Here is a 25,835-nt window from a genome sequence, read left to right on the forward strand (position 1 = left end):
GATTGACTTTTTTGCACAAGCACTGCTGGCTAATTCTAATAATTATCTGTCTCGGCCATCACTGCTTCCTAAATATTAGACCTGAATCCTTACAATTTCCAATACCTCCTTCCCATTAGTTTAAATTTCTCTATTTTCGCCAATAGACAATTGTTTTTTGCTATGTTTCAACTCTTTCCAAAGTGACTTAATTTGCTTGTAAGCCTCTTCCTGAGACAATTTTCCGCCTGTTTCTAGGCAAGTGATGTAACTAATTTTTTGGGAAAATTCTTGGAGATTGGCATTAAACACTAAGTTCTCTGGCTGGAATTTACCATAATACCGACTACGAGGGTAAAGAAAGCTGTTTTTGTCTTGCGAGTTAGGTTGTGTCATAAGTTTTCTCTCTGTAATTATTTCTTAAATTTATAAACTATAATTTCTCTCTTTGTGTATATACACAGGATAAAATTCAAATTTTTGAAGAAAGGAGTTAATTTTTTAGTTCAATATTAGGATAAAACAGAAGCAAAGATAATTAACTGTGGAAAATACTGAAATAAGTGCGTTATCTACCAAAAGGAGTAAGTCAAATGGCATATTGCTGATTAAACTCGACTTGCTCAAATGCGGCTCAAATAATATCATGCCCACAGAATTAGTTATGATTACCATAGTTTTTAGCTAAGGTTGATAGCGAAGGCTAAAGTAAAAGCCATCATCCTGAGCGTTATTACCATGATCGCTCAGAAGGTTTAGGAGTAGTTGGGAATTTGCCTTTACCTGCTGACAGTGCTGATGAATCACTTATACATCCTTATTATTGGGCTGGATTTACAATGGTTGGTAATCCTTGGTGAAGGTAGGGAATATGGAGTCAGAGAGCTAGGGGGAGAAAGAGATTTTTCTTGTTGCTATTAACCTAACGTGAGTTAGACGCAGAATTAGTATTACCACTAGTAACTTAAATCGAACGACATACTCCTACCGGATACTACGGATGAAAGATGTGCCTTCTTGCAGATGAACGCTACAATCTATCAGAAAAGTAAAGAAATAGTTAAATCCAGAGTGGCTTGATGACGGCTAATTTAACACCTTCAGCGACATTTGACTTTGTTACCGTGCTATCTCAAGCTGCGGTTACGTATCGACAACCACAACGCATACGCCCTAGTGCTGAAATATTAGTAAAGGCGTTGCTACAAGCAGAAAAAACTGCCAAGCAGCAACGGTTGACTTATCCGTTTGAGTTTCTTCTCGGTAAATGGCAACTTTGCTTTGTCACTGGCACTAAGAAAAACAGAGGTAGCGGAGGAATTGTATTAGGCAACGGTTTCTATGTACCCAAGTTTATAGCAATCCATGTTTCCTTTAATGCCACTTTGGAACAGGATTCAGACAGAGGCGAAATTGCTAATCAGGTTGAGTTTAACCCAGTTTCACTGAAGCTCACGGGTCCAGTGCAATATTTTGGTAAGAAAAATTTATTGGCCTTTGACTTTAACCAGATGATTATCAGTTTGTTTGGTCGTGTTATTTACAACAGAGCAATCCGTGCTGGTAAAGTTCAAACAGAAGATTTCTACAACCAACCTATAGCTAAATTACCCTTCTTTGGCTTCTTTTTAGTGACAGAAGATTTCATTGCAGCTCGCGGTCGTGGGGGAGGATTGGCATTTTGGATTCGAGAAACTTAAAGACGCTTGCAGGAAATCAGGCAATCTTGCTGGAGGCAAAAGGAAAGAGGATTTGACTTATTTGTTTGATTTGTAGCAAGTGGTGCAACCTTTTTTACAAATCAAACAAATACTTCACATCATCTGCGCTTGATTACTTAGAGACTGATAGAGTTCGCCTGATTTGGTCTTTTATCTTGCCTTATCAAACAAGTATATGCTACGATTGATAATCGTGTGGTTAAGGACGTATAGCTCAGTTGGTTAGAGCGCTACGTTGACATCGTAGAGGTCACTGGTTCGAATCCAGTTACGTCCATTTGTTGTACAGTTGTACATTGACAAATTGAATGTCGCTGTTCACAGATTAATGTCGCTATTTCACAAATTAGTGTCGTTACTTCTTCTAAATAACCGTCCACAAATTAATGTCGCAACATTTGAGGCTAGTCAACTATTTGCTCTGGCGAGACAGAATCATCCCAGAGTGAATAGTTGACTATAGACTCAATTTTAATTTAAGCTAAAAAATTTTTATTTACAATCTGTGCTGCCCACGATCACTGCTCATTGGCTTTCACGCTTATAGTCTAGCCATTCTTGAGTGTTTCCATTTTAATAAGCAGCCAATTAACTACCAAAGTTTTTGAGATTGTCCCTTAATTGTTGATGCACGCGATCGCACCAAAAAGGAATCACAGTTTGCCCTTGACAAAGAGCTTCTAGGGCCGCTTCTTGATCAAATTTTGCTAATGTTAAATACTTTTCCTGAGAGGCGTTAGATATCAGCATCAGCCGCCTCATCTTTTTTTTAGGCACAAACTCCTCAAAGAGCTTTGGCTCCTTATCTTGGAGCATAGCCAAAGCTTCACGGCAAACTTCAAAGCTTAAGCCAACAGACAATAAATAATGCATCACTGTCAGTTATTGAGTAATAAACATTACGACCCTTACCTGTGGTATTCACAGTTGGTACAACAACACCTTTATCTCGCCAATACTGTAGCTGACGACGCGAACAATTAGTAATTTCAGCAGCTTCTGTGCTTGTGTAGAATTTTTCTTCCATAGAAATCATCCTACAGAAGCAATTTTTTAAATTTAAATTTTTTAAGAATACATAGTGTATTTATATGATATTTTATTTTTATGAGTCAGATTACTATCCAGTGTCGTCTTATTGCCAGTGAATCAGTCCGCCAAGAACTCTGGACGTTGATGGCAAATTTGAACACACCCTTAATTAACGAACTACTCGAACAACTTGGTAAACACCCAGACTTCGAGAATTGGCGACAAAAAGGTAAGCTCCCAACAACTGTTGTTAGTCAACTGTGCCAATCCCTCAAAACTGACCCTCGCTTTGCAGGTCAACCTAGCCGTTTATAAAGGTCAATCACACATTTTGGTTGGAGTAAGCCTGGGACTAGAAAAACCTGCCACGGTGGCTGTAGTAGATGTGATAGCTAACAAAGTCCTGGCTTCTTGGAGTATTCGCCAGCTACTTGGTGACAATTACGAACTCCTGAATCGCCAGAGACGACAACAGCGATTGTTATCCCAGGAACGCCACAAAGCACAAAAAAGTTTTTCTCCTAATGAATTTGGCTCATCTAAGTTAGGGGAATATGTAGACCGATTACTAGCTAAAGAAATTGTAGCGATCGCACAAACCTATAAAGCTGGTAGCATCGTTTTGCCCAAGCTAGGGGATATGCGGGAGATTGTTCAAACTGAAATTCAAGCTATAGCCGAGGCAAAATGTCCTGGTTACATAGAAGGTCAGCAAAAATATGCCAAACGATATCGGGTTAACGTCCATTCCTGGAGTTATGGCAGATTAATTCAGAGTATTCAAAGCAAAGCTACTCAAACCGGAATAGTGATTGAAGAAGGGCAACAATTTGTTCGAGGCAGCCCCGAAGACAAAGCAAAGGAATTAGCAGTTTCTGCTTACCATCTCCGCCCAAATAGGCGAAGTTGACAAACTGAACCTTGACAAGAGAATATTTAATAGCGCCGGAGTTTATACTGCTTGCAGTAGGAACTTTGTTAAATAGGGGTTAGTTTGACTGTAGCAATGCAGTCTTGCTTTCTGGCCCTGGTAGCTGCTCACCCTGAAGCTGCTGTCTTTGGACAGGATAGGTGCGCTCCCAGCAATAAGGGCGCGGATGTACTGCTCTAGTGGCTACCAAATCACCCCCGAGCAAGGGGGAACCCTCCCCAATTCTTCATTTGAAGAACTCAAATCAAGACAAAATTTCTTAGAGATCCGCGCAAATTGTAAATAGCCTGTCTCATCTGAATTTCATCGTTTTTTCAATAAGATATGATTCTTGAGACTAAAGCTCTGATAGCAAATTGGAAGAAATTCGCGCTAAGGACATCTAGAAACATTGCTCCACAATATTTTAAAGCTGAGTGGGTCGCAACAACCCTCTAGCTAGTGGGTGGGTTGAAAGATTTACAACTTGGAACACGGTATTGATGAACTCAAAGTCGCAACAACCCTCTAGCTAGTGGGTGGGTTGAAAGACGCTGGATTTCCTGATATCGGGCGATCGCCAAAAGTCGCAACAACCCTCCAGCTAGTGGGTGGGTTGAAAGTTGGAGTGGGAAAATAAATCGGGTGAGCCTCGCCTGGTCGCAACAACCTTCCAGCTAGTGGGTGGGTTGAAAGATGGACGACCAATAATCACATGATGGAAGCTTGTAAGTCGCAACAACCCTCCAGCTAGTGGGTGGGTTGAAAGCAATTTTGATAGAGTCTGGAGGAGAAATAATTCGCGTCGCAACAACCCTCCAGCTAGTGGGTGGGTTATCATCATTTTTATTAGGGAGGGTTGAAAGAGAGCGCTACGTTGACATTATCGCTATATAGTCTCTGTAAATAAATGACACTAATCTCTCACTAACGACAAATAAAATAATTAGTCACCATACATCTTTGTTCAAACACCTAGAAAAGCTAGCAAAAGCGCTGAAAATCTCTATTTCAGATCGTTTAATAAATTACGGTATTGAACAAGATTATAATGTCATCTAATCTGTCAGACGAGACTTTCGCTTTCAACAAAACTCAGTGTTTGCTCAATTGATTTCAATGCGGATTGAATATCCGCACTCAACGCCTCTGCCTCAACTTTAATTACAGATACACCCTTCCCAATTTCCGTCAGAGATTTTTTTATAGTTCTAATTCGTCCTAAAGCTGTGCGGATTTGCTGAATCTGTTGTTCAACAGCAGTCACATCCAGTTCTGATTCAAAGGTACGCAATTTATTTAACCTTTGCTGGATCACCAAAAAGCGGATAGCAATAATTAAAAATGGATGGGTTGTAGCGATCCAATAACCTGACTCAGAAACTCCCTCTGCCCAATCACCGATTTCCTGCGCTAATCCCTCACGCGAATAACTTAAAAAAATTGCCGAATTTGCAGAACGCCGCACCATTGCTGACTGTAAATGTTGAGTGATTGCTTGGCGACCAAAAGGTTTTGAAGGTCGTTTTCTAGCTTCAATCACTATTGACAGTTCAATTACAGCTAACGATTTACTGGTGAACTTTAGGAGAATATCGCCAGTATCCCCATCACGACCAATATGCTCCACCTCTACTCCACTCAATTTTGCCCAATTTCGCAGTTCGACAACAACTAACTCTTCATAGTTGATGCCTTTTGCAGTTGTCTGCGAAAGTACTTGTTGTGTCACCTGTTGATCTCGAATTTCTCTGGTCAGCTTTTCTACTTGTTCGGTTAATGGTTTCACAGACTCAGAAACCACATTTTTAACTGCCGTAGCTAGAGTACCATTTTCCTTTGTGGCATTTACTAATGCTGCTTTAAATGCGCCTTGAATGGAATCAGAGCGTTTAGCATCTAGGAGTTGACGTAATGAATTTAGAAAGCGGCCAACAACAGAAGTTTCTCTGGCGGGGTCTATTTCTTGTGTGAGCAAAGTGCTGACGCTATTGAGTTTTTCCGTGAGGATGGCTGAAGTCAGATTAATTTGATTTTGCAGTGGAGCTAATAATTGACCATTCTCTGTCCCTACTTGATTAATTAATTCCTGCTGGAAAGACTCTGCAATTACTTTGACTGCCTGCTGAAACTCCACCAACAAGGATTCCATCTGCTGCTTGATTAATTCGTTGCCATGACGAGTTTGAGCAGTTTGCAAGCAAAGAAATCCTAACTCAAAAGCATCCCGGCAAATATCCTCGTATTCTGACTGGGGAAATTGTTGTAAGTAGCTGATTGCATTTTTAAGAGGGATTGCCATGCGATGAATCAAGACATGGGTTTGAGTCAATTCAATATTGGAGGGCAGGTAATAGGAATCATTGCTGGAGCGGTTCATGGAGCAGTGGATAGGCTGGTGACGATAAATTGCACCCTACTACCTATTTTTTATATCAGTCAAGGTGATGAACAAAAGTTTTGTCAATTTGCAAAAACTGAAGAATTAATTTGGTGGTTGAGAATTATGCCATTCTTCCAACAGAGGATTAATTACTTCGGCGTTGGCCAAAAGAAAATCAGCCATAGCCATAATTCTCTGGTAAGGTAATCCAGCTTCTCGGCGGCTGGCTTGTCCACCCAACCAGTGATAAGCCGTTGATTTAGAGATGGCACAGATTTTTGCTAATTCTTCGTAACCTAATCCCCAACGATAGCTAAAATCTTGAGGGGACATGAACATTTGGTTATGCAATTCTAGCAACTGCTGATGTTGTTGAGCTTCAGACATGATTGCCCTGAAGCCTTTCCAAGGATGAGTTATCCAGGGGTTCGATATCTTCCTCGAAAGCGAAGTCACAGGTACAGGTGTCACGAGAGGGACTGCGCTCATCTAAAAGAACCAAATAATGTAAGCCAGTGGCAATGCAACTGGCTTGTTGGGTGTAGATTACTCCGATGACGCGGCCAAAGTCACCGTTGGGTACTTGAAACCATTGCACCCATTCACCGAGATGAAATCTCTGCTGAAGGAATTCGCTGGGAATAACCTCTGGTAAGGCAACTGGTGGTATTTGGGAAAACAGATCGGGCATGGTAATCTATTTGATGCAAATTGAGCAACAACGGTAAAAATCAAGAAGAATTCTGATAAATAATATTAAAGTTTTCCCTTGCCATTGTGGCAATAAAAACTTGCCATTTGGCAAGTGACTATTTAGCAGGATTTCTGCGTCGCTTTTGGTGATACACATCCCGGAGCTTTTGCAGGTACTCTGGTTCAGTTTGGATTGCTGTCCAGATGTGGTGTGCCAATGCTAGGCGCTGTTTATGTTTCTCGCTTGGTATCCTCTGGTCAACGCCTTGGGAAAACCAGTGATTAACGGTTGTTAGTGAACAGTCACAGATAAAAGCCAGTTCTTCTCGTGACACATCCCAATGTCTCAGAAACTCGTCGAGTTCCATTGGATAATCTTTTAAGGGTTGTAGGTATGAATTCAATACATCCCAGTGTCTCTGAGTTGGAATTTTTAGAGCAATACCCATAACCATCCTGATTGCCAAATGGCAATTACTTAAGGCAATCATACTCCATTTAACATTCATCGCTAAGAATTTTTCATTAACCCAACAAATTGCCTAAAACCTGTTTTCAAACTCGTTGTATCCTAAAACGTGGCAACTTGAGATATACAATTTGATCAATTCACACCCAAAGCTTTCATAGCTGCTGTCAATGGGTCACTGTAAAAAATGGGATCAACTCGCTCCATGATGTCTGCTGACACCTCTAGAAAATGACGCTTATTTTCAATTGGAATTAAGGCACGACGCGCCCCATTATCCATTCCTAGTTGCAGTGGTTCAGCTAAAGAACGAACAGCTTTAATATTGCCTTGAATACTGAGGTCGCCTAAAATTAACAACCCTGGCTGCACTGAATGTTTTTTAATGGCAGAATATATCGCCACCAATAGGCCAACTCCTAAGTCGCAAGAAACACGATTTGTTAATAGATCAATAGCTTCAACGTGAAAATCAGTTGTTGCTACAGTCTGGGCAATTCCCATGTTGACTTTGTTTCCTTGAATATAGGCAAAAGCTCGATTGATCGATTCCTTCATATTGCTGTCAATGCCACCAGCCACTTTCAACTTACCAGTCCCGGCAGCACACCCTACTTCCAAGCGATACAGTCCTGCTTTGCCTTGGTCATTCACTGAAGCAACATAAAGGCTACCAGGAGCAAGGGGATCTGTAGAAATTAAATCCCGCCCACCTTCTTCCGGTACGCCAACGTAACGTTCTTCGCGAGTGTCGATATCTATGTAAGAAAAGGAAGTCTGATGATACTCGAAGGAACCCATTTTCTTCAATTGTTCCTTGACTCGGCGACGACCTTCTACTGCCAACTCCACTAGTTCAGACATTTCTTCTTTTGTCACGTCCCCACCAGGGTGGATTAACTTAACTAATCCTGCCACTGTTTTGCGGACAGCTTTCACGTCGCGGGCATTAAGGTGAGAACCTAGTGAAAAGTAGTGGTCAACCAACTCTGTGAAATTATGGTGGCGTAATTCCCGCAATGCTTCAGCAAGATAGTCCACGACAAACCCATAATGATCTGTGAAAAACTCAATTCGCATTTTCGGGATTTCCCAGCCGGGAATATAATAATGAATCCGGTCGAGAAAAGCCATGTCTTCACGAATTACGTCTGGCATAGGTGTGAACAAATGCGAAGACCGCACCATCACTTCCACTGGTTGGTTCGTATTACCAAACATGGCTAAGGAGGCACTTCCTGACAATGCCTCTTTCCCTCTGGCAAACGTCCCAGATTCGCAGTAGGTTTTGAGGGTGGTGACAACTTCTTTGGGCATTTTTTGCAGGTCAGCCACCTCGTCAAATGCTACTGCATCCCATAAGCCAATCAGCCCCATTTTACCCGTGGCCATGTTGTAGAAAAGGTTAGCAACAGTAGTAGGCCCAGTCAATAAAATGGCGTAGGGGCTAAGTTCTTGATAGCCATAGGATTTGCCAGTACCACGAGGGCCAAGTTCAACTAGGTTGTAATTTTGTTCGCACAGGGGAATGAGTCTGATCAGAAACAGCAACTTCATTCGGCGATTAAAGTGACCAGGTTCTAACCCAATGCTGCGAATTAGCAGGTCAATCCACTCATCAGTACTAAACTGGCTGTGGCACTGGCGGTATTCGTCGAGATCAAAAGTCGCAAGTTGAATTGGCTTAATATTGTCAACCCAAAAAGGACTACGTTTACCTGATGCTTCTTCATCAAATTCGTGGCGTAGGTCTACCTGTGCCCAGATCCCACCCATTAGCAGTCGGTCATAATCTTTGATGTAGCGGTCTGGGATATGAACGTATTTATGACCAAAGTTAGTAAACTCTGCCCAATATTTGTCGTCTTCAGAAAGATAGCGAACTTTAACTTTATCAATAAGGGTGTGCCGCCCTTTTTCACGGACGAGGGATTGAGCTTTATTGGCTTCGTCAGGGCGGACAAAGTTTTGGGCTAGGGTAGAATTGACAACTTTCAGACCAGCATCAATGGCAAAAGGGTCGTTAGTGGCACAGTATTTCCCCAACAAGTATTCCAATACAAACACCGGAACATTGACCCCAACTTTGACTTTTCGCACCAAGTCTTTGCGAACAACTTTACCCGCGAATACTGATGCTGCTTTTTTGTCTAGTTCCGGCATTGATTCTCACCTACATTAAGCTGATACGCTTTTAACCTACTTAACCAAGATAAGCAAACAAAGTTTAAACCTTTTTAATTGATCAAATGGCGATCGCTATCTCTATCTTTAATATCCTTGCTAATTCTGCACCACTGACGGCATCCAGTAGATGAACGGATGCTACTGTTTTAGCTGGCTGATCTTGTGTAATCATCAAGGCTATAGTATTTGATTCAATAGCTCTGGGATTATCAACTGTTTTTTGCAGTTGTACATCACCTGTTGCTTCTTCAAAGCCATAGGAGGCAGTGGCAGGTTGAGAAATACAATCTTTTTTCACACGCACCTCTACTCGCACTTTGGGAGGTACTAGTTCAAATATGCCTGTAGCGTCGCCTTTAATTGTCACGGAGAAAAAGCGTGTACTAATTTTCTGGCTGCCTGTTTCCATTGTCCAAGAGATTTCGCTAGTAATTCCTACAGATATATTTTGCTTTGGTATTAAAGTAACCACAGGAATAATCAGTTCTTGAGGTGACAAGCCGCCATGAAAGTAAGCTTCTGTCCCACCTTTGACTTTAAAACAAGCAAAGTTCCAAGGTGTAGCAATTTCTAAATCTCCGCCTAAACCAAAATCTGATAGTTTAGCCCGCAGAAAAGCAGTATCAGCCCTTCCCCCTTTACCAACCCAAACGCGCCGATGTAGGTCTGCGGTGTCGCCACCAGGAGAATCGATTTTCATATCCTCGGTGAGTTCTTCCCCAAACAGGTAGCCGTGGTCAGCAGCAAAAATAATAGTTTCTACACCCAATTCGGTGAGAACCCGAAACGCTTTCTTTAGTTCATTCAGAATTTCATCCATTGTCCGGCGGGCAAGACGCACGTTGTCGCCTTCGCCAATGGCATCTATTTCCTGGGAGGTAACGAGAATCAATTTGGCTTGCTGGATGCTTTCTCGTTCTTTTCTCTTCGGTTTGGGTAATAAATCTCCCAGTTTGGTGACAAAACACATTTACTCCGGTGTTGTCTTGAAGGAATTTGATCCGTCCTGGGCGGTCTTTAACAACTGTGCCGTTAATTTCTAGCCCCAGTTTACTGTCACCAGCAGTTACCACAGTGGCTGATGTCTCTGCACCCGGAAGAAATGCCGCCATGCCAATTTCGGTGATCGTTGGAACTGTTGCGATCGCTGCTTGAATTTCTAAGTTATAATCCTCGCTCAGAGTTTGGCTTAATTCCCACGCCATTTCATAGCGTAGAGCATCTACCCATACATAGGCGGTTTTACCCTCTGCTAATTTGGGTTTGACTGCCTTGATAAACACTTCAGTTTGCCGCATGATCCCAGGAAGGCGGAACTTAGCTGCTTCAAAGCGGCGGACAAAAGCCTCAGCTAACTGTGAACCAACATTCATGTAGCGATTTCTGGCTTGGTTCACCAGCTTTTCTAAACTTTGATAACGGTTATGCAAACCCCACTCAAAGTCATGCCAGCGGCGTTCTAGATGGCGGTGGTAAGTATCTAGTACGCACCAAGGTGCTTCTGTATCTGTGTACGCATTAAAGATAGTTTGCACATCAGCCGCAGGTGATTTTAATTCTCTCTCAATGCGGTTAGCTTCTTGTAGCAGTTGACCTGCTACGGCAGTTAGCGCCCAATGTGCCTGAACATCAGGATAATTCTCTGACCAAAAACTTGATTGCCGGGATTTGATAATTTCGTCAATTTGTAGATTAGCTTCCGTTAGCAAGGTGGTTTCGATCAGGCGTTGCAGCGTCCTTTCAATAGCAAGAAAAGTTTCTACGTTGGCTATTTGGTGCTGTTGCAAGTCAAGAGATGCGATCGCCAATTCTGTTTCGACTTGATTAGCATGGGTGATGTAACTTTCTTTTAGATCACGTCGCAATCGCCAGGTTTTAGCTAGGTTAATACAAGCATCGCAGGTGGCAGATTTTGTGGTAATTTGGATACTACTTAATTGGTTGGGGATGTCTCCCTGAATGAGGTTGATAAATTCGGTGGCGAGGATGTGCCTTGCTAGCCTTACACGGTAGCTACTCGGAGATTCCTCTGCTGGGAGTTGGATTTCAAAGCTGCTTTGCAATAATACAGCTAGTTCTTGACTAGCACCTTTACTAATAATGGCACGGTCAAAGCTTTCACTTGCCAAAAAAGCCAATGCTACTTCTTGGGGATTCCCACTACCAAAGATAGTGATGACAACTCCTTGGGTGATGCCTTCACCTTTTTGTGCGATCGCATTCAGTTCCGCTAGGGTAAGTTTTCCCGCTTCTACCTGTTTTTCGATAATGGCGGTTGTGTCGTCTCCCAAGATGGGTTTTAAGGCATTGCGGGCAACCACAGACAGTTTGGTGTTCCGGCTGGGAGGTTGTTGTCCCGGTTTCATGATTACGCCTGCGGCTTCTAATTCCACTAAGGCGTTATTAGTTTCAATAGGATCGATAGGTACGTAAATTAGTAATCGAGGGGGGTTTAAGTCATCCAGGAGATGGTCTATTTTGTGGCGTAAACCAAAAAAGGTATCGGAGTAGCAGGTAACGGTTGTATTGTGAATACTCAGGGTATGCACAATCTCAGTGTAGTGGCGGTCAGGGTCATACCAGACAACGATGCCATTATCGTCTATTTGCTTTGTAATTAGTTTGCAGAGGTAATTAGTAACAAGAACCATATTAAGTTAGGATGATCGACCAGAAAAGCGTAATTGCCTATAGCTGGATTTATCACCCCAGTTTACCCACCGATTCGCGTGATTAAACACGCCTGCGCGTTTAAAAAACACGCATCGCGTGTTTCGGCGCGATCATGGCTTAACATAATAAGCTCCTCGACCTTTGCCGACTAACCTCAACTGCTTGCTAGCACTTAATTTACGCAGCAGGTGACTTGCTTGGTCTTCGCTAATCCGACATAGTTCCATCGCTTCTTGTCTGGTAATTTTGCCATGAGTATTTACATAACTTATTACCATTTGCTCTTGCTGGATGGAATCAAACCCGGCTTGTCGAACGTAATCGGCTGACTGTCCCAATTCACGATAAACTCGTGGACTTAAAGTGTAGGTACGCCCTTTTTTGACTCCGTGAGCTTCAACTAAACCTGCTTCTACTAGGCGTTCTAGGACACTGCGGGCGATCGCTTCATTCCGTTGAATGGCTTGAGCTAGGGTGGTGGTATCTAACCGTCTCTCCTGTCGCAATTGAGCCAAAGCAATCAGAGATTCAACTGGGAGCGGACTTTGCCTGCGATTTTCTTCTTCAATCACAACCCGCAAAAGTGGGAGATCGGCTTCTCCGCCGGGAAGCCTAACCACTACTGAATATGCATTGCTGGGTTGATAATCGGGTGCAGGTCGTCCGTAGCGGAGTAACCCCTGGTAAATTAAATCTACACCGCGTCCGGTACCTTTAGCTAGTCCAATGCGCTTGATAGCATCTGCTAGGAAGGGATTTCTGGGTCTGGGTTCTACAACTAACAGGTTTTCTAAGGTTACACCTTCGACAAATCCTCCTGGGTTGCTGATGACAATGCCGTAATCTTCCCAACGGACGTGAACTGCTCCCATTCTGGTGTAATCTCGATGAATTAAGGCATTAACAAAAGCCTCACGAAATGCACGTCGATCGTAATTGGGAACGGGTACGCGAAATAAACCGATTTGGATTTCATCTTCTTCGACACGCACCTCAAACTGTTCCATCACTCGCTCGAACAGTTTCAACATGGGTGTGCGGTAAAAATCATTAACTCGGACTTGAGTTCCTTCCAGCAATTGAAAGGCAACTTCATGGGTTGGTATGTGTTCCCGCAGTGCAGATTCTCGACCTAGAATCAGCAATCCCGTGACTGTAGGAACGCGTTCGCGTAGCGTGCCGAAGGTATCGCTATTACGAGAACGTGCAAACCCCAAAGCACCATCTAGTTCTTCATCGCTGAGGGATAACAGAGTGCGATCGCCCCCATAGCGTTCTATTAGTTGGCGCAGACGTTCCCGTTCTAGGGGGTCAAAGTCGGCTACGGTGGCTCCGTCTACTGGTAATAATGAGTAATCAAGATAACCTACATCGGATTGACGACTGGCAAATTCGTGGGGATAGAAGGGTATGCACTGGGGAGTCCCGTCGGCTTGTAGGCGACGACGCTGTAAAAGACCATCAGAAGTGGCTACCAAACGTGGAGATTTGGGGACTTGAATATGGGCAATGGTTTGACCTTCTTCCTGAAGTCCTGTAACACGGACACTTACCGGGGGGTTAGTCCGGTTAGCAATCATGGCAGCTAAAGTAGATAAATTCTGATGTTGGGGATGCAAACCAGTTACCTGGCCATCATCTTCAACGCCGAGGTAAATTTCACCACCATCGGTATTAGCAAGGCACACGACTGTCTCAATCAGTTCTCGGTCAGGTAGACGAGAGCGATCGCTTTTGAACTCGACTGTGAGAGATTCCTTTGTTGGGATAGTCCGGATCATACAGATATTATCCCTTTTGCCCTCAGCTGTTTACCAATAGAAGACCACTCATATTTACCAGCAATCAATTCTTGCCAATATTTTTTGGCTTCACTCCAGGGTACTATTTCCCACAGGGGAGCGATATTAAGAACAACGCCATCGTTGAGGTCTGGTTCTAGGTTGAGGTTAGCGGCGCGGCGCAGTTTGTCTTGGAAGTCGTACAGTTCGGAAATCAAGGATTCCTGACGGTCAATCTGTTTTTCTATTTGCTTGGCAGCTTTCCCTGATGTGCCTGCTGCTTCTTGTTGGCTACGGAGTTGTTCCAAGTTGCTTTCTTCTAAGCGCAGTTTGGGTTCGACATAGTTAACCAGGGCTTTGAAGAGGATATCTTTATCTAAGCGATGATAGTAAATCCAAATGCTGTAGTTTTTGTTAGAGGATTGCAGTAACCAATAAATGGGGGCTTTGCGGCGGCTTTTCGAGTAGCGTTTAATGTGGTCAGTCCAAAAGCCCCCATTGCTAGGTTTGCGGAAGTAGTCGCGCAGGCCTTTAACGCCAAGAATTTCGCAGGCTTCTTGTTCGATTGCTTCCGATTGATCGCCCCAGATGACTTGTAGCACATCGCGCAAGCGGCGGATAATATCGTCGGGGTGGTTTGGCTCATCAACTAAAATACCGTCCCACTTTAAACTAATGGGATATTCAGAATCAAAAATTGTTCGTTTTTGAACAATTCCTTCTGCTGGTAAGGTGTTTGCATCACGTCTGGCACAAAGCCATTCTTCGCTAACAATATTTTCACTATTTGTAGGTAATCCATCAAGGGAAACTAGAGTAGCAGGAGAACAAATAGGAAGCGATTTAAATGGATCTGGTAAATCAGGTGAAAGTGAAGGATTTTGTGTGAAGCGAATATCCTAACGTCCAAAAATGCACCCCAAGACGTAAGATACTACACTTTGAGTAAATCCATTTAGAGTGTTGATATTTTCTAAATTATCACTGACATTTTTAACTAATCTATAGGAGGAGGAGTTTCATTCCATCCCGAATATTCAAACTTATTGAGAACTCTTGTTCCTACACTTTCTTCAATTATCTTTCTTAAAGAGTTAATGATCTGTATCAAAGCATTATCACTAATTTCAAAGTAATTACATATAGATTTATGTATAATAAACAATGATTTTTCTTGTGTAGCTAAATTTGAAGTTTGAAATATTGAATTGAATTCCAAACTTACTTCATCAAAAGATGAAGCTTTCATCTTTAATTTAATAGCAGAAATAGTTAAAGTGGTTAATTTATAAAAATTATCTTGAATAAAACTAGGTAATGGTAAATTTTTTAGGTATTCTGATCCTTTATGTTGACCACAAAAAGCATTGACTAAATTTTGAGCAAAGAGCGTATTTAAGTACCCTAGTAAAGGAATAATATCCGCTTTATTTTCTATAAAAAATGCTCTACTCTCATTGCTAAAAATCATGTTTTGAGGCAAACAGTGAACATCAAAGTATTCCCCCCTTTCTCCGCCTGCAATACATGATAAAAAGTATAAACTCTCACTGCGTACATATCTTGATGGAGATTCACCCTTCTCAATAATTTTATTTTTTATTTCAAAACCACTATTTTGCCAATTAACTAATTGTAAATTTTGAATCCAAAAAAGGCTATATCTACCACCATTATATAAATTTATCCAATTTTTCAATTTGCCAATTTCACTTGGAGGTACTTCCCAGATAAGTCTCAAAAATCTAAATACATCATTACACTGTAAACCAACTCTAATTTGAATGCCGCTATCCTCAAACTTTTTAGCGTTGAAAGTAGATTGAATAGTATGCTTGTCAAGCCAATATGCAAAAGAGTAGAAGGGAATAATAGTTAATTCATTTAAATATCTATAGTAATAATTTTCATTCAGATAGCCATTTATAATAAAACTATTTAAAAGTAAAGCTGCATCCATTTTTTCATCACTTTTTAATTGTCTTAAATCAGCTAGAAGAGCAGGTTGATTGCTACTACGATTTCCAAAAGTAAAACACGATGCAAAGACATTTGCATCATCAAGTACTCCAATACCCAAGTCTAAAAAATTTTGAAAATCAACTTGAAAAACAATATTTTTTCTAAATCCTTCATAACTGACTTTTTGAAAAATGGTTCTATCAACTATTGCTCCAACCATGCCCTCTTTTATACTTAAATGTTTCCCAAGTTCAACAAAAGCCCAAGCTAGATTTTTTGGTATTGCTTCTGCTAGAAAACTAGGCTCTAGTTTATTTTTTATTTCCTCGCTTGGGAGTCCGAATGGAGGATTCATCAAAACTACATCAAAACGCTTTTGACAAATGTCTATAAAAGCAAAACCTTGTACTATATCATCAACAAAAAGCTGTCTTAAAAGCCTATGGTTCCCAATAGGACGATTAGCATAATCATGTAATGCTTTAATTACTAATATCTCTGCTTGATTCCAAAAATCTTCATTTGTAATATCGGTAATATTAAATATATTTAACTGTTCCGAGTTTTGCCTTTCGTATTCAGGTAATATAGATAATTGTTTTGGTTTAAATCCTGCTTGCCATTGCTGCTTTGCTTCTCCTACTATATTTTTTATTTTTTCCTCAATTATTAGTAATAAACCTGCTTCACCAGCCAACTTCATTTTTTCAAATACAACCTGTACTAATTGTCCTAAAACGGTCGGCTGAAGTTCTGCTACAAACTCATCTAATAGCTCTTTTTCTCCAGGCATTGGTTCAGCACAGACAATATTTGACTTGGTAATTTTAGGACGGTTTTTCTTAATACCCATTTCTTGATATGCCCGTTGTGCCCTTAACCACAAAGCCAAAGCTGCAATTTGGGTTGCTCTAATATCAATGTCAATCCCGTGAAGATTGTGCGCTAAAATTAGCCCTGGTACAGCCTTACGGTACTCTTCTCTATCTGGATAATATTGTTGCAATACTGCACTTAAATCAGGGTCATCGTATGCTTCTTCGTAAATAATTAACAGCAAGCTAAAACAGTAAAGTAAAAAATGTCCACTACCGCAAGCTGGGTCAATAATTTTGATTTCTCTGGGGTCTTTTTTTGGTCTATGCAGAATATAAACTGGCTGTTTTAAAAGTTCCTCCTGTGACAAATCATCAGCCTGCTCCTCTTGCACGGGAACCTCTTTCCCAAGAGCTAGAAATACCTCATGTGGCCGCCGCACCAAATATTTACAATTTTCTATCAGTGCTGTCTCTCCTTGCCGCATTTCATACCAAATTCGCCCCAAGGTGTTATCTGTGAGAAATTGCACAACATAGCTGGGGGTGTAAAACTGGTTGCGAAATGCTAATTCATAGGAATTACGCGGTGCTTGGCTTTCCTTTCTGGCTTTGTCACGCAATTCTTTGGGTGTGAAATACTGGTAAACCCAGCCTATTGTTTCATCCTCAACCCAAATATCCTTTAATTCTTCACTGTTAATAAAATTGAGTACCGAGTCGATTATCCGCTGGGGTGGCAATAATCTATTGGCAGGGTCATGGGGTGAAAATAACACCCCAATTTCTTCTGATAAGGTGCTTCCTAACCACTCCAGAAAATGCCGATAAGCTACATCTTGCTTACCCTCGGTATAGAGTGTTTCCTCTGCTGAATTATCAGCTAAATAAAATAGAAATCCTTGAGATTTTAACCCATCACTAACCGCTTTGCGAATTAGTCCTCGCGTTTCCATCATCTTGTAAGCGCAAAAGCGATTGAGATGCGTAAATGCCACCTCTCGCACTAATTGTTCAACAGCATCTTTTGTTTTAAAACCTGCTGCTTGAATATGCTGCAAATGAATCAGTAGTTGTTCTCTATATTCCAAATCATCTGCTGAGAGATGCTTCATGCGATCTACTGATTCTATTTTGCCAGTAGTGTAGATGCCAAACTGTCCTTCTAAGAGTTCGGCAACTGCTTCTTCTAACAAGCGACGACATTGAGTAACAACGTTGCGGAGTGTATTTCTGAGAGATTTATCCATTGCTGATTTCCTCCCATGACCATCTAGGGTTGCCATATTTGCGGTAGAACAAAAGTTCGCGGTCTACTAACTGTACTTTTCGTGAATCGGGGTTAAATGAGAGAATTAGCGGTGAGATGCTACGATCTGCTTGCAGCCTATCAAGCCTATTTAAAGCCGCAGACAAATCAGAAAGTCTAACCTGTGGCTCTGATTGATTAATACGAGTTAGTACTTCATCGCGGTGTAAACCATTGCAAAGTTCAGAATCGGATGCTTCGATGCAAACACGAAGAATGCGCTGATATACCTTTAGTTCGCTTGCATCTGAACCTCTAAAACCAGCACTGACTGACTCATTGAATTGACGATAGCGAACCGATTCTTCATTACAAATAGCTTTTCGACATTTATGAAGTGCTTGCAGGTCTTTTATAACGTCTTTTGCAGGATTTGTTTGTTTTAAAGTTTCGAGTATATCAGCTTCAAAGCAATATTTTTCAGCTATTCTTTGTAGTAATCCAACGTTTTGATTAGCATCATCTAAAATTGTCTTTCTAAGGCTATCTAGTAAGGAGAAGTTTAAAACTTCTTCACCCTTTTTGAGTACCTCCCCTAATTCGGAGCAAGTCCACTGAACATCTATTTCACTAATTCTTCCACTTAAATCTCCGTTATAGTAAGTAAGCAAATTTTGGTCAGCCCAAATACCAATAACTATAAAAAATACAGAATTATCCCACAAAGCTTTCAAATCAAAAGCTAATCGTCTTTTTTCTACATCAGGTAAATAATGAAAGTCTTCAATGACGACCTTTTTATTAGACTTTTTAATTTGCTCGGCAATATATCCAAGGCTAGCTGGATTTACACCTACTACTTCATATAAACTCTCTGAGCTTTTTTCGAGATTACTAGTTCCTTCTAATTCCCCTGTTCCAGAGCCGAAAAATGGTAGTTTAAATCCTGCGGAAACCTTTCCTTTTCCTTCAGCGCCTAGAGTAAAACTCTTTGTAATTTCTGTAGGAATATGGGTACCTAACAGTCTTAATATTTCAAGATAGATTTTCTCAAGAGTCGGATTAGAACCACATCGAACAGGTAAACACTGGTGTTCTGGTAAATTTTTCTTGCAAAGAATTGTTTTTCCTTGCTTCGATGCACCGTGAATAACTATATGTTGGTCTCGGTTGAGCAAGTATTTAAATTTTTTATCTAAACTGGCTCGATCCACATAAGTATATTTGGGTATGGATGTTGCTATGCCAAAAACTTCACCAAGTTGAACCATATTTTATTACTCCAAAATAAGTTTTACACCCTTACTTAGCAGGTCTAGCAAGTGTTCTTTCAGTCGTTCTATCAACTTTTCCACTGCTTCCTCAGAATCAATTGGATTAGAGGAAAAATCCCCTAACCTCACCCGTTCAATTACTACTTGCTTTTCTTCTGTAAGTGCAGCTAATTCTTGAATCCTATACAAAACCTGATTTTTCAATCCTGATAGTGCTGCTAAGTCTGAATCCATCTGGGCAATACTTGCTCTGCAATATGGACATTCATTGGCTGTCAACGACCAATTTTCCTCTGCTGCTAAGTCATGGATGCAAGCCCGTTTTTCCAACTCATTTAGTAATACTTCTTGCTGTTCTGGAGGGATATTCGTCCACTCACTGCGCCCTTTAATTTCTTCTATCGTTCTTTGATATTCCTGGGCACGTTGGCTGTGGAGTTTAGCATAACGATCGGCGTAGGCATTTGCGATCGCCTCAGCATCTGCTTTAATCTGGGGGATACGGTCAACGAAATATTCAACATTGAGGTTTTCCTTTAATCGGTTTGTAATCTCTGCTATTTCTGGCTTTTGCCCACCTACCATAGACGATTGATAGCTCACTACCCGCTTGGCAGTTTGCAGAGCAGATAAAGATGATTCATTAGTTGCCTCTCGAATTCTGCGACAGCGATCGCGTGCTGCTTTCAGCGAAACCCCTTCTCCGGCTAAAATCTGTACGCAATCATCAGCAGCACCGTTTTGAATTGCTGTTAAGGTATTGCGGTAATCTTCCAATTGGTCAAGCACAGGTAAACCGTAAGCCTTAACCTGTGCTTCTACTGGAAGCAAGAGTTTTAATTCTTCTGCTGCCAGGGTTTTTAGGACATTTGCGATCGCATTTTTATCCATGTCCACCGTATCACCCATCAATTCCTCATAGTTTTCCACCGCTTTTTTCAGCGTAGAAAAACCAATAGCTTTAATGGGTGTAAACAAAGCTGATTTGAATGCTGTGTTACTTGTGAAAGGTTCTCGGCTATTAGGGTTTTGATAGGAGTCAAACCGTTGACCTTTGTAGGATACTTCAATGGAACCTGCGCGGAACAACACTGCTAGCACCAGGCGCAAAATGTCTCTTTCCCACCCGTAACCGAGTCCACCAAAACGATTTTCTAAACCTTTACCAGTGCGGGTATCTCTTTCGCCATAAGATTGTTGCTGGGTCAAATAGTCTAGGATTTCCTTAGTTACATCCGCTTCTGGATTGGGGACAAACTTCGCTCCATCTTTGATGACAAGATTAAGCCCAGTCTCAGTGCTATAAAAGACCTGAGATAAACCACTAAGATTAGCAGCTTTTAGGATTTCTTCAGCTTCAGTTCCTTTGAGACTGCGTGCCCCTATCTCTAATTTCGGATAAAGGTCAGGAACAGCAAAATCGAATAATCCCTTAAATATCTCACTGAGAGTTTTGCCTAAATCTGATCCGTCCTTGGACACGCCCCGAAACATTCCGCCGCCTGCTACCATCACCTCTGCTAATTTTTCTCCCAAGCTCTTATTAATACGGAGAACCTCTATTTTCTCTGTTTGTAGACAAGCTAATTCTTCGTTGGTAGCTCGGTTTTGCGATCGCATTTGCTCATACTTAGCAACCATCTGACGTGAGGCGTATAATTCAGCCACTAGCCGATCAATATCCTCAGTGAGCGACAAAACCCAATAGATATCATTTTGGTGACTTTCTTGACGGCTTTGATTGCGTATGTCCGTTAATTTGGTCAAAAATTCTTGGTTATCAGCTGCAATGGAAATAGACAATGGTACTTGTCCCTCGTTGATCTGATTCCCATCGACTTTGATACCAACTTGAAAACTCCGCAGGTCACGGTAGCGATAAGTTTTTAACTTTGGATCGTTAAATATCTCTTTTAGTGCGTCACGAATAATTTCATTACGATCTCTTGGTTTAGGCGAAAGGGAACGACGTTCGGTTTCCCAATTTTTTTCTTGGGCTGTTTGCAACTTCCAGCCTTCTTCGGTGTTGCGGATAAACTTAGCTTCATAGAGTCGAGTCAGAGTTTTCTGCACAGCAGCTACAGGTGCAGGTTCCCCTACTTCGTCTACTAAGCAAGCAGCAATATTTTTTTCAGTGCGTGGCAAGTCTTTAACAAACTCCAGTAAACAGACGGTTTTTGCCACCCGCGCTGCCATACCTTTGTCTTCTGGGTCATCCTTGAAGCGTTGGGTAATATCACTGATGTCCTTTTGTTTTTCAGTAGACAAGTTACCTTCAACTAGCTCGAATAGCTTATCCAAGGTCACTAATGTACCAATGGGCTTATCTTTGAAATTTGTCCTTTCAGAAACCAACATTTCATAAGCTTGCTTGATAATCGTCCGGTTACTTCCTCCCAAAAATCGATTAGCTCCTGGTTGCAGCCTGATGCCCGACATAATGTCGATAGACATCTCAATAAAATGTGGCAGATAGGGATAAAACTGGATGAAGTCGTCTTCTCTTACCTCGCTTTTTCGGCTAGTTCGTTCTAGCTGACAAGCTGCATTAAACTGTCCCTGAGACTTCCGAAATAACTGCTGTAAAATTGGCACAGCTTCATCTTTCTTAGCCAGAATACGCCGAGTGGCAACTTCACGTATGTCAGCCGGTGCCATGTCTACTCGATACTTGAAGCGATCTTGTAACACAGCCAAGTCTATTCGTTTGTCCTCTATCGCATCGACAACTTCCTCCAATTTTTCCTGGGAAGTCACCACCATCCAAATTGGTGCGTTCGGCTTTGCCGTTGCCGAAGGCATCGCTCGCTTGGATTTTAGAAGATTCTTACTGACTTTACCAAATTGCTCAACTAGCGCTCGGAGGTCTTCGATTTTAGTAGCGCTACGCGCAACATACCGTCCAACTTCGTCAATGATGAATACTAAAGACTTTCCTGGTCTTCTCCTAGCACAAAGTTGAAAAGCTCTTTCAACAACTGTTTGGACTGTGATAGTCGAGTTTCTCCCTCGTAGAGAACTTGCCCAAGAATCAGCTTGGGGGAAAATCTTAGGGTTCATATAGTGGAGAATAGCTGAGGCTGAGTTGATCTTCTTCGCCCCTTTGCGAACCAAATTCCAATCCGAGCCATTATTTACTTGTGGGCACAGCCTGATAAATTCATCAAGTTGTCCTTCGCCCTCCATCTCAATTTCCAATTCGGCAATTTCATAGTCAAGCGCGTAGCCTAATTCGGCTAACAAAGCTCGATAGACAATTTCTGCCATTTTTTCATCCCCACGCCGGACTTCAGCGCTTTTGGAGATGTCAAACATAATCACATCAGTGGCAATTCGAGCATTGATTGAATCGATTAGGTTACTGATCCTGGGGTCTTGCACCTGAGCTTTAAACAACTCGCTTGCGGCGATTCCTTGGACAGTCCGATTAGTAAGAACATAACCAAGGTTTTTAGCAAAAGAAGATTTGCCAGATCCAAAAAAGCCTGAGATCCATACCCCAACACCTTCCTGTGGCTCGGAAGGTGCTTCAGCGATCGCTGTTAGCAAAGTACGATATTGGTCTTTGATGCGTTCAGTAGCAACATAGTCAGTAATTTCGGTGTACACTGACTGCTCTGCTGTCTGATCAACTTGAATAATTTCTTCAATAGGTTGACTTAGATTCCTTATTAACAAATCGCCAATTTTGTTTATCCCTTGTTCTTCAAGAGACTTAGCCATAGATTTTCACCCTATAGTTGCCCATTGCTTCGCGGTTTTTAAGAGCCATCATCCGCAAACCAGTTGTCCCTTCTATTGTTCCCGGATAAAACAAAATAGTTGCTATCCGAGTTTTACCTTGCATCTCATCCAGCAGTTTTGACATCTGGTAAATTGCTGGTGCCATTGATGCAGATCGCAAGAGAAATACAATGTGCCTTTGCGGATCTAGCGCCTTTAACCTTTGGGCTAATAAGTCTGGTAGGGGACACCAGTCTTGATCTGACAAGTAAATATTTACTTGCTCCTGTGCTGCCTCGAAACCTTGTTCTCGTTCAAGTTCTACAATGGAGTCTAATCCTTCTGCCGCAGTGATCGCTTTCCACAAAAGTTCTGCCAGTGAGATAGTCACAACTTCCTTACCGCAGTCACTCATTCTGGTAGCTAGGCGTTTTGCTTCGCGTCGCACATCCCATTCTTCTTTCGGTTCATACCGCAAAATAGCAAACGGTAAATCGTGGTGAACAGTTATTCTGGGTGGCAATGCTTTTAGGTCATTTTCCAGCAGGGATATGCGATCAAGAAGCGATAACATGGACATACTCCTCAATAGACTTAGTTGGAAAATCGATCCGAATAATTGACCCAGTAGCGTAATACTCTAACAAGCGATGCTGATGAGCTTCCATGAAGAAGCCTTCCACAGCTTTAGGTGACAAAAAGAACAGTTGCCATTCGCTCGCGTGAATGAGCCGTTCCCCAGATGCTTGGTTCTGTCGCAAATAAAAAGCAATATAAGCAAAAGCCTCTGCTGGTAAGTAGATGGGAGCCAGTTGTTTTTTTACCACTCCTTGCAGAATCCCAAAATCACGAAGAGTACTCAAAAGTTCTCTAGCACAACTAGTTATTGTTGAGTCTGACCAGCTAGTTTGTGTTTTACCTTGGGAAATTTGTTTGCCAATCCAGCTTTTTACATCATTAACGCTAATGTCCTGCCTTCCCAAGCGGTGCATGGAAGCTAACAAGTCTGTAACAACGTCATGAAGCAAACGATCAGATTGAGTGGCGTGAAAGTAAAGAATACAGTTAAGCCCCTCTGGAGAAAACTTACTCTTGACAAGTGTCGCTAATGCTTTTGTTACTGGCTCTACCATTAAGTACCTTTGACGAAAAATCGCCAGGATATCCTCAACCCGTGAGCGTGACTCTTTGCCAAAGATATTGTCTCGCCGGAACCTCTCTAGATTCTCAGTTACCGAGATAGACAAATTCCAGTGCGCCAGTAGGGTTTTTGTATCTGCTATCAGTGCGCCAGCTTTGATGATTTTGCTGCTATAAACAACCTCTTTAATTTCTGGCATCAGTTTGCCTGTTCGTTTATTGGAGTTTTGCTCCTGGTATAGACCAAGGAACGAGAATAACAGCCAACAATGCTAACTTATTAATTTTGAAAGTCAAGCTTTAGACTACAGCAGGAGTCTTGCTGCTACTTGTTTAGCGCCGTATTATATAGGTATTTTTAAACAAGTCTAATTATTAGAGGTGATTTTGACCAAAATATTTAGCCAATCACTATTGGCTGTGATTGCCCATCTCCACAAAATTCATCTGGATTTATGTTGGGTAACTATTTACATAAGTTTTTACTTACTTAGTAAGCCTTTGGATACTTTGTCATCTCTGCAAAGGGTATAAAACATTTTTGGCAAAGTCCCTCAGCCCACAAAGCTGGAATTGGAAATGGTTTCTCACAGGCGGGGCATTTTGATAACAAACGTAGTTGATGGCGATCGCATCCCGCTGTCTTTTTAAACTGCCACTCGATTTTATGGCAAGGTGACTCTCCATAGCAGGCTCCACATAAACGAATGGGGCTGTGGTTCATCCCCACACCTATGGGAGGCAACATCTGTCGCAATCTGTCAGCATGAAGTTCAACTACAGTAGCTAATGCCTCCAACTCTTGCTGAGTAGGAAATGGATTGAAATAGAATTTTTCCCAGCGTACTAATACAGCTCCAAATCCTACCACCTGGCCTAACCCACTAGGGGCAGAAAACTTATTTCCTTTTTCTCGCCGAAACCTACCTAAAAAATGGCTGATGCTTTCTCCATCCAAAGGCTCGACTCTCGTTAACCAAATTTCTCTTTTCTCATCTATATTTTCTTCCATATCACAATTTCGATGCCGCAATTACTTCTTTTAAAACATTTTCATTTACTTTTTTATGTCCTTTCATTAATGAGCGAATAGCAGCTTTGCGAAGAATCATATCCAATCTACCAATTAATTGTTTGGTTACCTGCTTCAAAAGCTTAAGGTTATTCTCACTTGCCAGTTTTGATTCTTCTGGCAATCTCAGAACATCTCGTTCCCATATCTGAACCATTTCCTTAAATTGCTCATCCTCTAATTTGTCTAACTCAAACTGTTCTAGAAAACGGTTCACAACTTGTTCATCACGTTTAACTATTGCCAAAAGGCGATTTGTAGTACCAACAAGCAGAACCGAAATTTTTAACTCATCATTATCATAAATATGCCGCACATCTGAGAACGTCTCGAGCTTAAGGTGATTAGCCTCATCAATAATCAGCATCTCAACCTGATGTATTGCAAGACTATCTAGTGTTCGTTCCCGCAGGTCAGAAATAGTTCCATTGGAGGGTTTATTTAAAACTTTGAGGATTTTAATAAAAAAATCTCTAGAGCCACAATTTTTTGGAATTTGAATATAAACTACAGGCTTCATACGCTGTCCCTTAGCCTGCCGTAATTTGTTATAACGATGTGCAAAAGCTTTGCAAGTAACCGTTTTTCCGCAGCGTGATTCTCCTACCAATAAACCAGTCATTCTAGAGACTACTAACTCATACATCCAAGCGTGACAACGTTTTACTTGGTCGAGTTCTAAGAGGGTGTTTTAAAAGTTGTGAGCGGTAAAAATTTATGCCAAACGCCTCACCATAATGCGAATCATCGCAAGATAGATAAAAGTCTCCGA

Annotated in this window: 21 protein-coding genes, 1 tRNA gene and 1 pseudogene; 4 read left to right on the plus strand and 19 right to left on the minus strand. The window is 41.6% G+C overall.

All coding sequences use genetic code 11. From position 1 onward, the window contains the following. Positions 1 to 120 precede the first annotated feature (120 nt). A complete protein-coding gene (locus V7L12_RS00765; protein WP_334821798.1) occupies positions 121 to 375 on the minus strand; it encodes a DUF7219 family protein in 255 nt (84 codons plus the stop codon). A gap of 683 nt (positions 376 to 1,058) precedes the next feature. Between V7L12_RS00765 and V7L12_RS00770 the strand changes: the two genes are divergently transcribed. Beyond that, positions 1,059 to 1,679: a hypothetical protein gene (locus V7L12_RS00770; protein WP_335081203.1), complete on the plus strand. Its 621-nt coding sequence runs from the start codon at positions 1,059 to 1,061 to the stop codon at positions 1,677 to 1,679. Positions 1,680 to 1,903: 224 nt separating this feature from the next. Continuing rightward, positions 1,904 to 1,977 (plus strand) — tRNA-Val (locus tag V7L12_RS00775). Positions 1,978 to 2,288: 311 nt separating this feature from the next. Here the strand turns inward: V7L12_RS00775 and V7L12_RS00780 are convergent. Both V7L12_RS00780 and V7L12_RS00785 read right to left on the minus strand, forming a co-directional pair. Next, positions 2,289 to 2,516, minus strand: a complete 228-nt coding sequence (locus tag V7L12_RS00780; protein WP_335081205.1) for a hypothetical protein — start codon at positions 2,514 to 2,516, stop codon at positions 2,289 to 2,291. A 22-nt stretch (positions 2,517 to 2,538) separates the two neighbouring features. Continuing rightward, complete coding sequence (locus tag V7L12_RS00785; protein WP_335081206.1) at positions 2,539 to 2,727, minus strand: MerR family transcriptional regulator; 189 nt, start codon at positions 2,725 to 2,727, stop codon at positions 2,539 to 2,541. Positions 2,728 to 2,807: 80 nt separating this feature from the next. On the opposite strand from V7L12_RS00785, the gene V7L12_RS00790 reads away from it, so the two are divergent. Next, complete coding sequence (locus V7L12_RS00790; protein ID WP_335081207.1) at positions 2,808 to 3,047, plus strand: hypothetical protein; 240 nt, start codon at positions 2,808 to 2,810, stop codon at positions 3,045 to 3,047. Further along, positions 3,040 to 3,642: pseudogene (gene cas12k / locus V7L12_RS00795) on the plus strand (type V CRISPR-associated protein Cas12k); the annotation flags it as partial. The gene V7L12_RS00790 and the pseudogene cas12k, both read left to right, overlap by 8 nt. 1,066 nt (positions 3,643 to 4,708) lie before the next feature. On the opposite strand, the gene V7L12_RS00800 reads toward cas12k, so the two are convergent. The 16 genes from V7L12_RS00800 to V7L12_RS00875 all read right to left on the minus strand — a co-directional run bounded on the left by V7L12_RS00800 (position 4,709) and on the right by V7L12_RS00875 (position 25,685). After that, complete coding sequence (locus V7L12_RS00800) at positions 4,709 to 5,974, minus strand: hypothetical protein (RefSeq protein ID WP_335081211.1); 1,266 nt, start codon at positions 5,972 to 5,974, stop codon at positions 4,709 to 4,711. A 153-nt stretch (positions 5,975 to 6,127) separates the two neighbouring features. Further along, complete coding sequence (locus V7L12_RS00805) at positions 6,128 to 6,412, minus strand: helix-turn-helix domain-containing protein (RefSeq protein WP_335081214.1); 285 nt, start codon at positions 6,410 to 6,412, stop codon at positions 6,128 to 6,130. Further along, positions 6,405 to 6,716 (minus strand): hypothetical protein, encoded by a 312-nt coding sequence (locus V7L12_RS00810; protein WP_335081216.1) that lies wholly within the window; start codon positions 6,714 to 6,716, stop codon positions 6,405 to 6,407. The genes V7L12_RS00805 and V7L12_RS00810 overlap by 8 nt, the downstream gene beginning before the upstream one ends. 118 nt (positions 6,717 to 6,834) lie before the next feature. After that, positions 6,835 to 7,227, minus strand: coding sequence for a hypothetical protein (locus V7L12_RS00815; RefSeq protein ID WP_335081219.1), 393 nt, complete (start codon positions 7,225 to 7,227; stop codon positions 6,835 to 6,837). Between the two features lie 95 nt (positions 7,228 to 7,322). Continuing rightward, positions 7,323 to 9,350 carry a protease Lon-related BREX system protein BrxL gene (gene brxL, locus V7L12_RS00820; protein WP_335081222.1) on the minus strand — a complete coding sequence of 676 codons (2,028 nt, stop codon included), beginning with the start codon at positions 9,348 to 9,350 and terminating at the stop codon, positions 7,323 to 7,325. Positions 9,351 to 9,432: 82 nt separating this feature from the next. Beyond that, entirely contained in the window at positions 9,433 to 10,266 is an 834-nt protein-coding gene (locus tag V7L12_RS00825; protein WP_335081224.1) for a hypothetical protein, read from the minus strand. Further along, entirely contained in the window at positions 10,187 to 12,025 is a 1,839-nt protein-coding gene (locus V7L12_RS00830) for a PglZ domain-containing protein (protein ID WP_335081226.1), read from the minus strand. Before V7L12_RS00830 ends, V7L12_RS00825 begins: the two co-directional genes overlap by 80 nt. Before the next feature lie 132 nt (positions 12,026 to 12,157). After that, complete coding sequence (locus V7L12_RS00835; protein WP_335081228.1) at positions 12,158 to 13,828, minus strand: RNA-binding domain-containing protein; 1,671 nt, start codon at positions 13,826 to 13,828, stop codon at positions 12,158 to 12,160. Beyond that, complete coding sequence (locus V7L12_RS00840; RefSeq protein WP_335081231.1) at positions 13,825 to 14,430, minus strand: hypothetical protein; 606 nt, start codon at positions 14,428 to 14,430, stop codon at positions 13,825 to 13,827. Before V7L12_RS00840 ends, V7L12_RS00835 begins: the two co-directional genes overlap by 4 nt. A 395-nt stretch (positions 14,431 to 14,825) precedes the next feature. Continuing rightward, on the minus strand, positions 14,826 to 17,891 hold the full coding sequence (locus V7L12_RS00845; protein WP_335081233.1) for an Eco57I restriction-modification methylase domain-containing protein: 3,066 nt from the start codon (positions 17,889 to 17,891) through the stop codon (positions 14,826 to 14,828). Then, the gene (locus V7L12_RS00850) at positions 17,848 to 19,125 is read right to left on the minus strand and encodes a hypothetical protein (RefSeq protein WP_335081234.1); all 1,278 of its coding nucleotides are present in this window, start codon (positions 19,123 to 19,125) and stop codon (positions 17,848 to 17,850) included. The genes V7L12_RS00845 and V7L12_RS00850 overlap by 44 nt, the downstream gene beginning before the upstream one ends. A 6-nt stretch (positions 19,126 to 19,131) precedes the next feature. Next, complete coding sequence (gene brxC / locus V7L12_RS00855) at positions 19,132 to 22,851, minus strand: BREX system P-loop protein BrxC (RefSeq protein ID WP_335081236.1); 3,720 nt, start codon at positions 22,849 to 22,851, stop codon at positions 19,132 to 19,134. Next, positions 22,844 to 23,425 (minus strand): BREX protein BrxB domain-containing protein, encoded by a 582-nt coding sequence (locus tag V7L12_RS00860; protein ID WP_335081237.1) that lies wholly within the window; start codon positions 23,423 to 23,425, stop codon positions 22,844 to 22,846. The genes brxC and V7L12_RS00860 overlap by 8 nt, the downstream gene beginning before the upstream one ends. Further along, positions 23,409 to 24,191: a BrxA family protein gene (locus V7L12_RS00865; RefSeq protein WP_335081239.1), complete on the minus strand. Its 783-nt coding sequence runs from the start codon at positions 24,189 to 24,191 to the stop codon at positions 23,409 to 23,411. Before V7L12_RS00865 ends, V7L12_RS00860 begins: the two co-directional genes overlap by 17 nt. 290 nt (positions 24,192 to 24,481) lie before the next feature. After that, positions 24,482 to 25,003, minus strand: coding sequence for a hypothetical protein (locus V7L12_RS00870; protein ID WP_335081241.1), 522 nt, complete (start codon positions 25,001 to 25,003; stop codon positions 24,482 to 24,484). 1 nt (position 25,004) lies between these two features. Next, entirely contained in the window at positions 25,005 to 25,685 is a 681-nt protein-coding gene (locus V7L12_RS00875; protein WP_335081243.1) for a TniB family NTP-binding protein, read from the minus strand. Positions 25,686 to 25,835: the final 150 nt, after the last annotated feature.

This window comes from Nostoc sp., from assembly GCF_036918245.1.
Taxonomy (GTDB): Bacteria; Cyanobacteriota; Cyanobacteriia; order Cyanobacteriales; family Nostocaceae; genus Nostoc.

Excerpts from the sequence above, each read along its gene's own strand:
- V7L12_RS00765 (WP_334821798.1), bottom strand. The coding sequence starts at position 375 with ATGACACAACCTAACTCGCAAGACAAAAACAGCTTTCTTTACCCTCGT.
- V7L12_RS00770 (WP_335081203.1), top strand. The coding sequence starts at position 1,059 with ATGACGGCTAATTTAACACCTTCAGCGACATTTGACTTTGTTACCGTG.
- V7L12_RS00780 (WP_335081205.1), bottom strand. The coding sequence starts at position 2,516 with ATGCTCCAAGATAAGGAGCCAAAGCTCTTTGAGGAGTTTGTGCCTAAA.
- V7L12_RS00785 (WP_335081206.1), bottom strand. The coding sequence starts at position 2,727 with ATGGAAGAAAAATTCTACACAAGCACAGAAGCTGCTGAAATTACTAAT.
- V7L12_RS00790 (WP_335081207.1), top strand. The coding sequence starts at position 2,808 with ATGAGTCAGATTACTATCCAGTGTCGTCTTATTGCCAGTGAATCAGTC.
- V7L12_RS00805 (WP_335081214.1), bottom strand. The coding sequence starts at position 6,412 with ATGTCTGAAGCTCAACAACATCAGCAGTTGCTAGAATTGCATAACCAA.
- V7L12_RS00810 (WP_335081216.1), bottom strand. The coding sequence starts at position 6,716 with ATGCCCGATCTGTTTTCCCAAATACCACCAGTTGCCTTACCAGAGGTT.
- V7L12_RS00815 (WP_335081219.1), bottom strand. The coding sequence starts at position 7,227 with ATGAATGTTAAATGGAGTATGATTGCCTTAAGTAATTGCCATTTGGCA.
- brxL (WP_335081222.1), bottom strand. The coding sequence starts at position 9,350 with ATGCCGGAACTAGACAAAAAAGCAGCATCAGTATTCGCGGGTAAAGTT.
- V7L12_RS00830 (WP_335081226.1), bottom strand. The coding sequence starts at position 12,025 with ATGGTTCTTGTTACTAATTACCTCTGCAAACTAATTACAAAGCAAATA.
- V7L12_RS00835 (WP_335081228.1), bottom strand. The coding sequence starts at position 13,828 with ATGATCCGGACTATCCCAACAAAGGAATCTCTCACAGTCGAGTTCAAA.
- V7L12_RS00845 (WP_335081233.1), bottom strand. The coding sequence starts at position 17,891 with ATGGCAACCCTAGATGGTCATGGGAGGAAATCAGCAATGGATAAATCT.
- V7L12_RS00850 (WP_335081234.1), bottom strand. The coding sequence starts at position 19,125 with ATGGTTCAACTTGGTGAAGTTTTTGGCATAGCAACATCCATACCCAAA.
- brxC (WP_335081236.1), bottom strand. The coding sequence starts at position 22,851 with ATGGCTAAGTCTCTTGAAGAACAAGGGATAAACAAAATTGGCGATTTG.
- V7L12_RS00860 (WP_335081237.1), bottom strand. The coding sequence starts at position 23,425 with ATGTTATCGCTTCTTGATCGCATATCCCTGCTGGAAAATGACCTAAAA.
- V7L12_RS00865 (WP_335081239.1), bottom strand. The coding sequence starts at position 24,191 with ATGCCAGAAATTAAAGAGGTTGTTTATAGCAGCAAAATCATCAAAGCT.
- V7L12_RS00870 (WP_335081241.1), bottom strand. The coding sequence starts at position 25,003 with ATGGAAGAAAATATAGATGAGAAAAGAGAAATTTGGTTAACGAGAGTC.
- V7L12_RS00875 (WP_335081243.1), bottom strand. The coding sequence starts at position 25,685 with ATGACTGGTTTATTGGTAGGAGAATCACGCTGCGGAAAAACGGTTACT.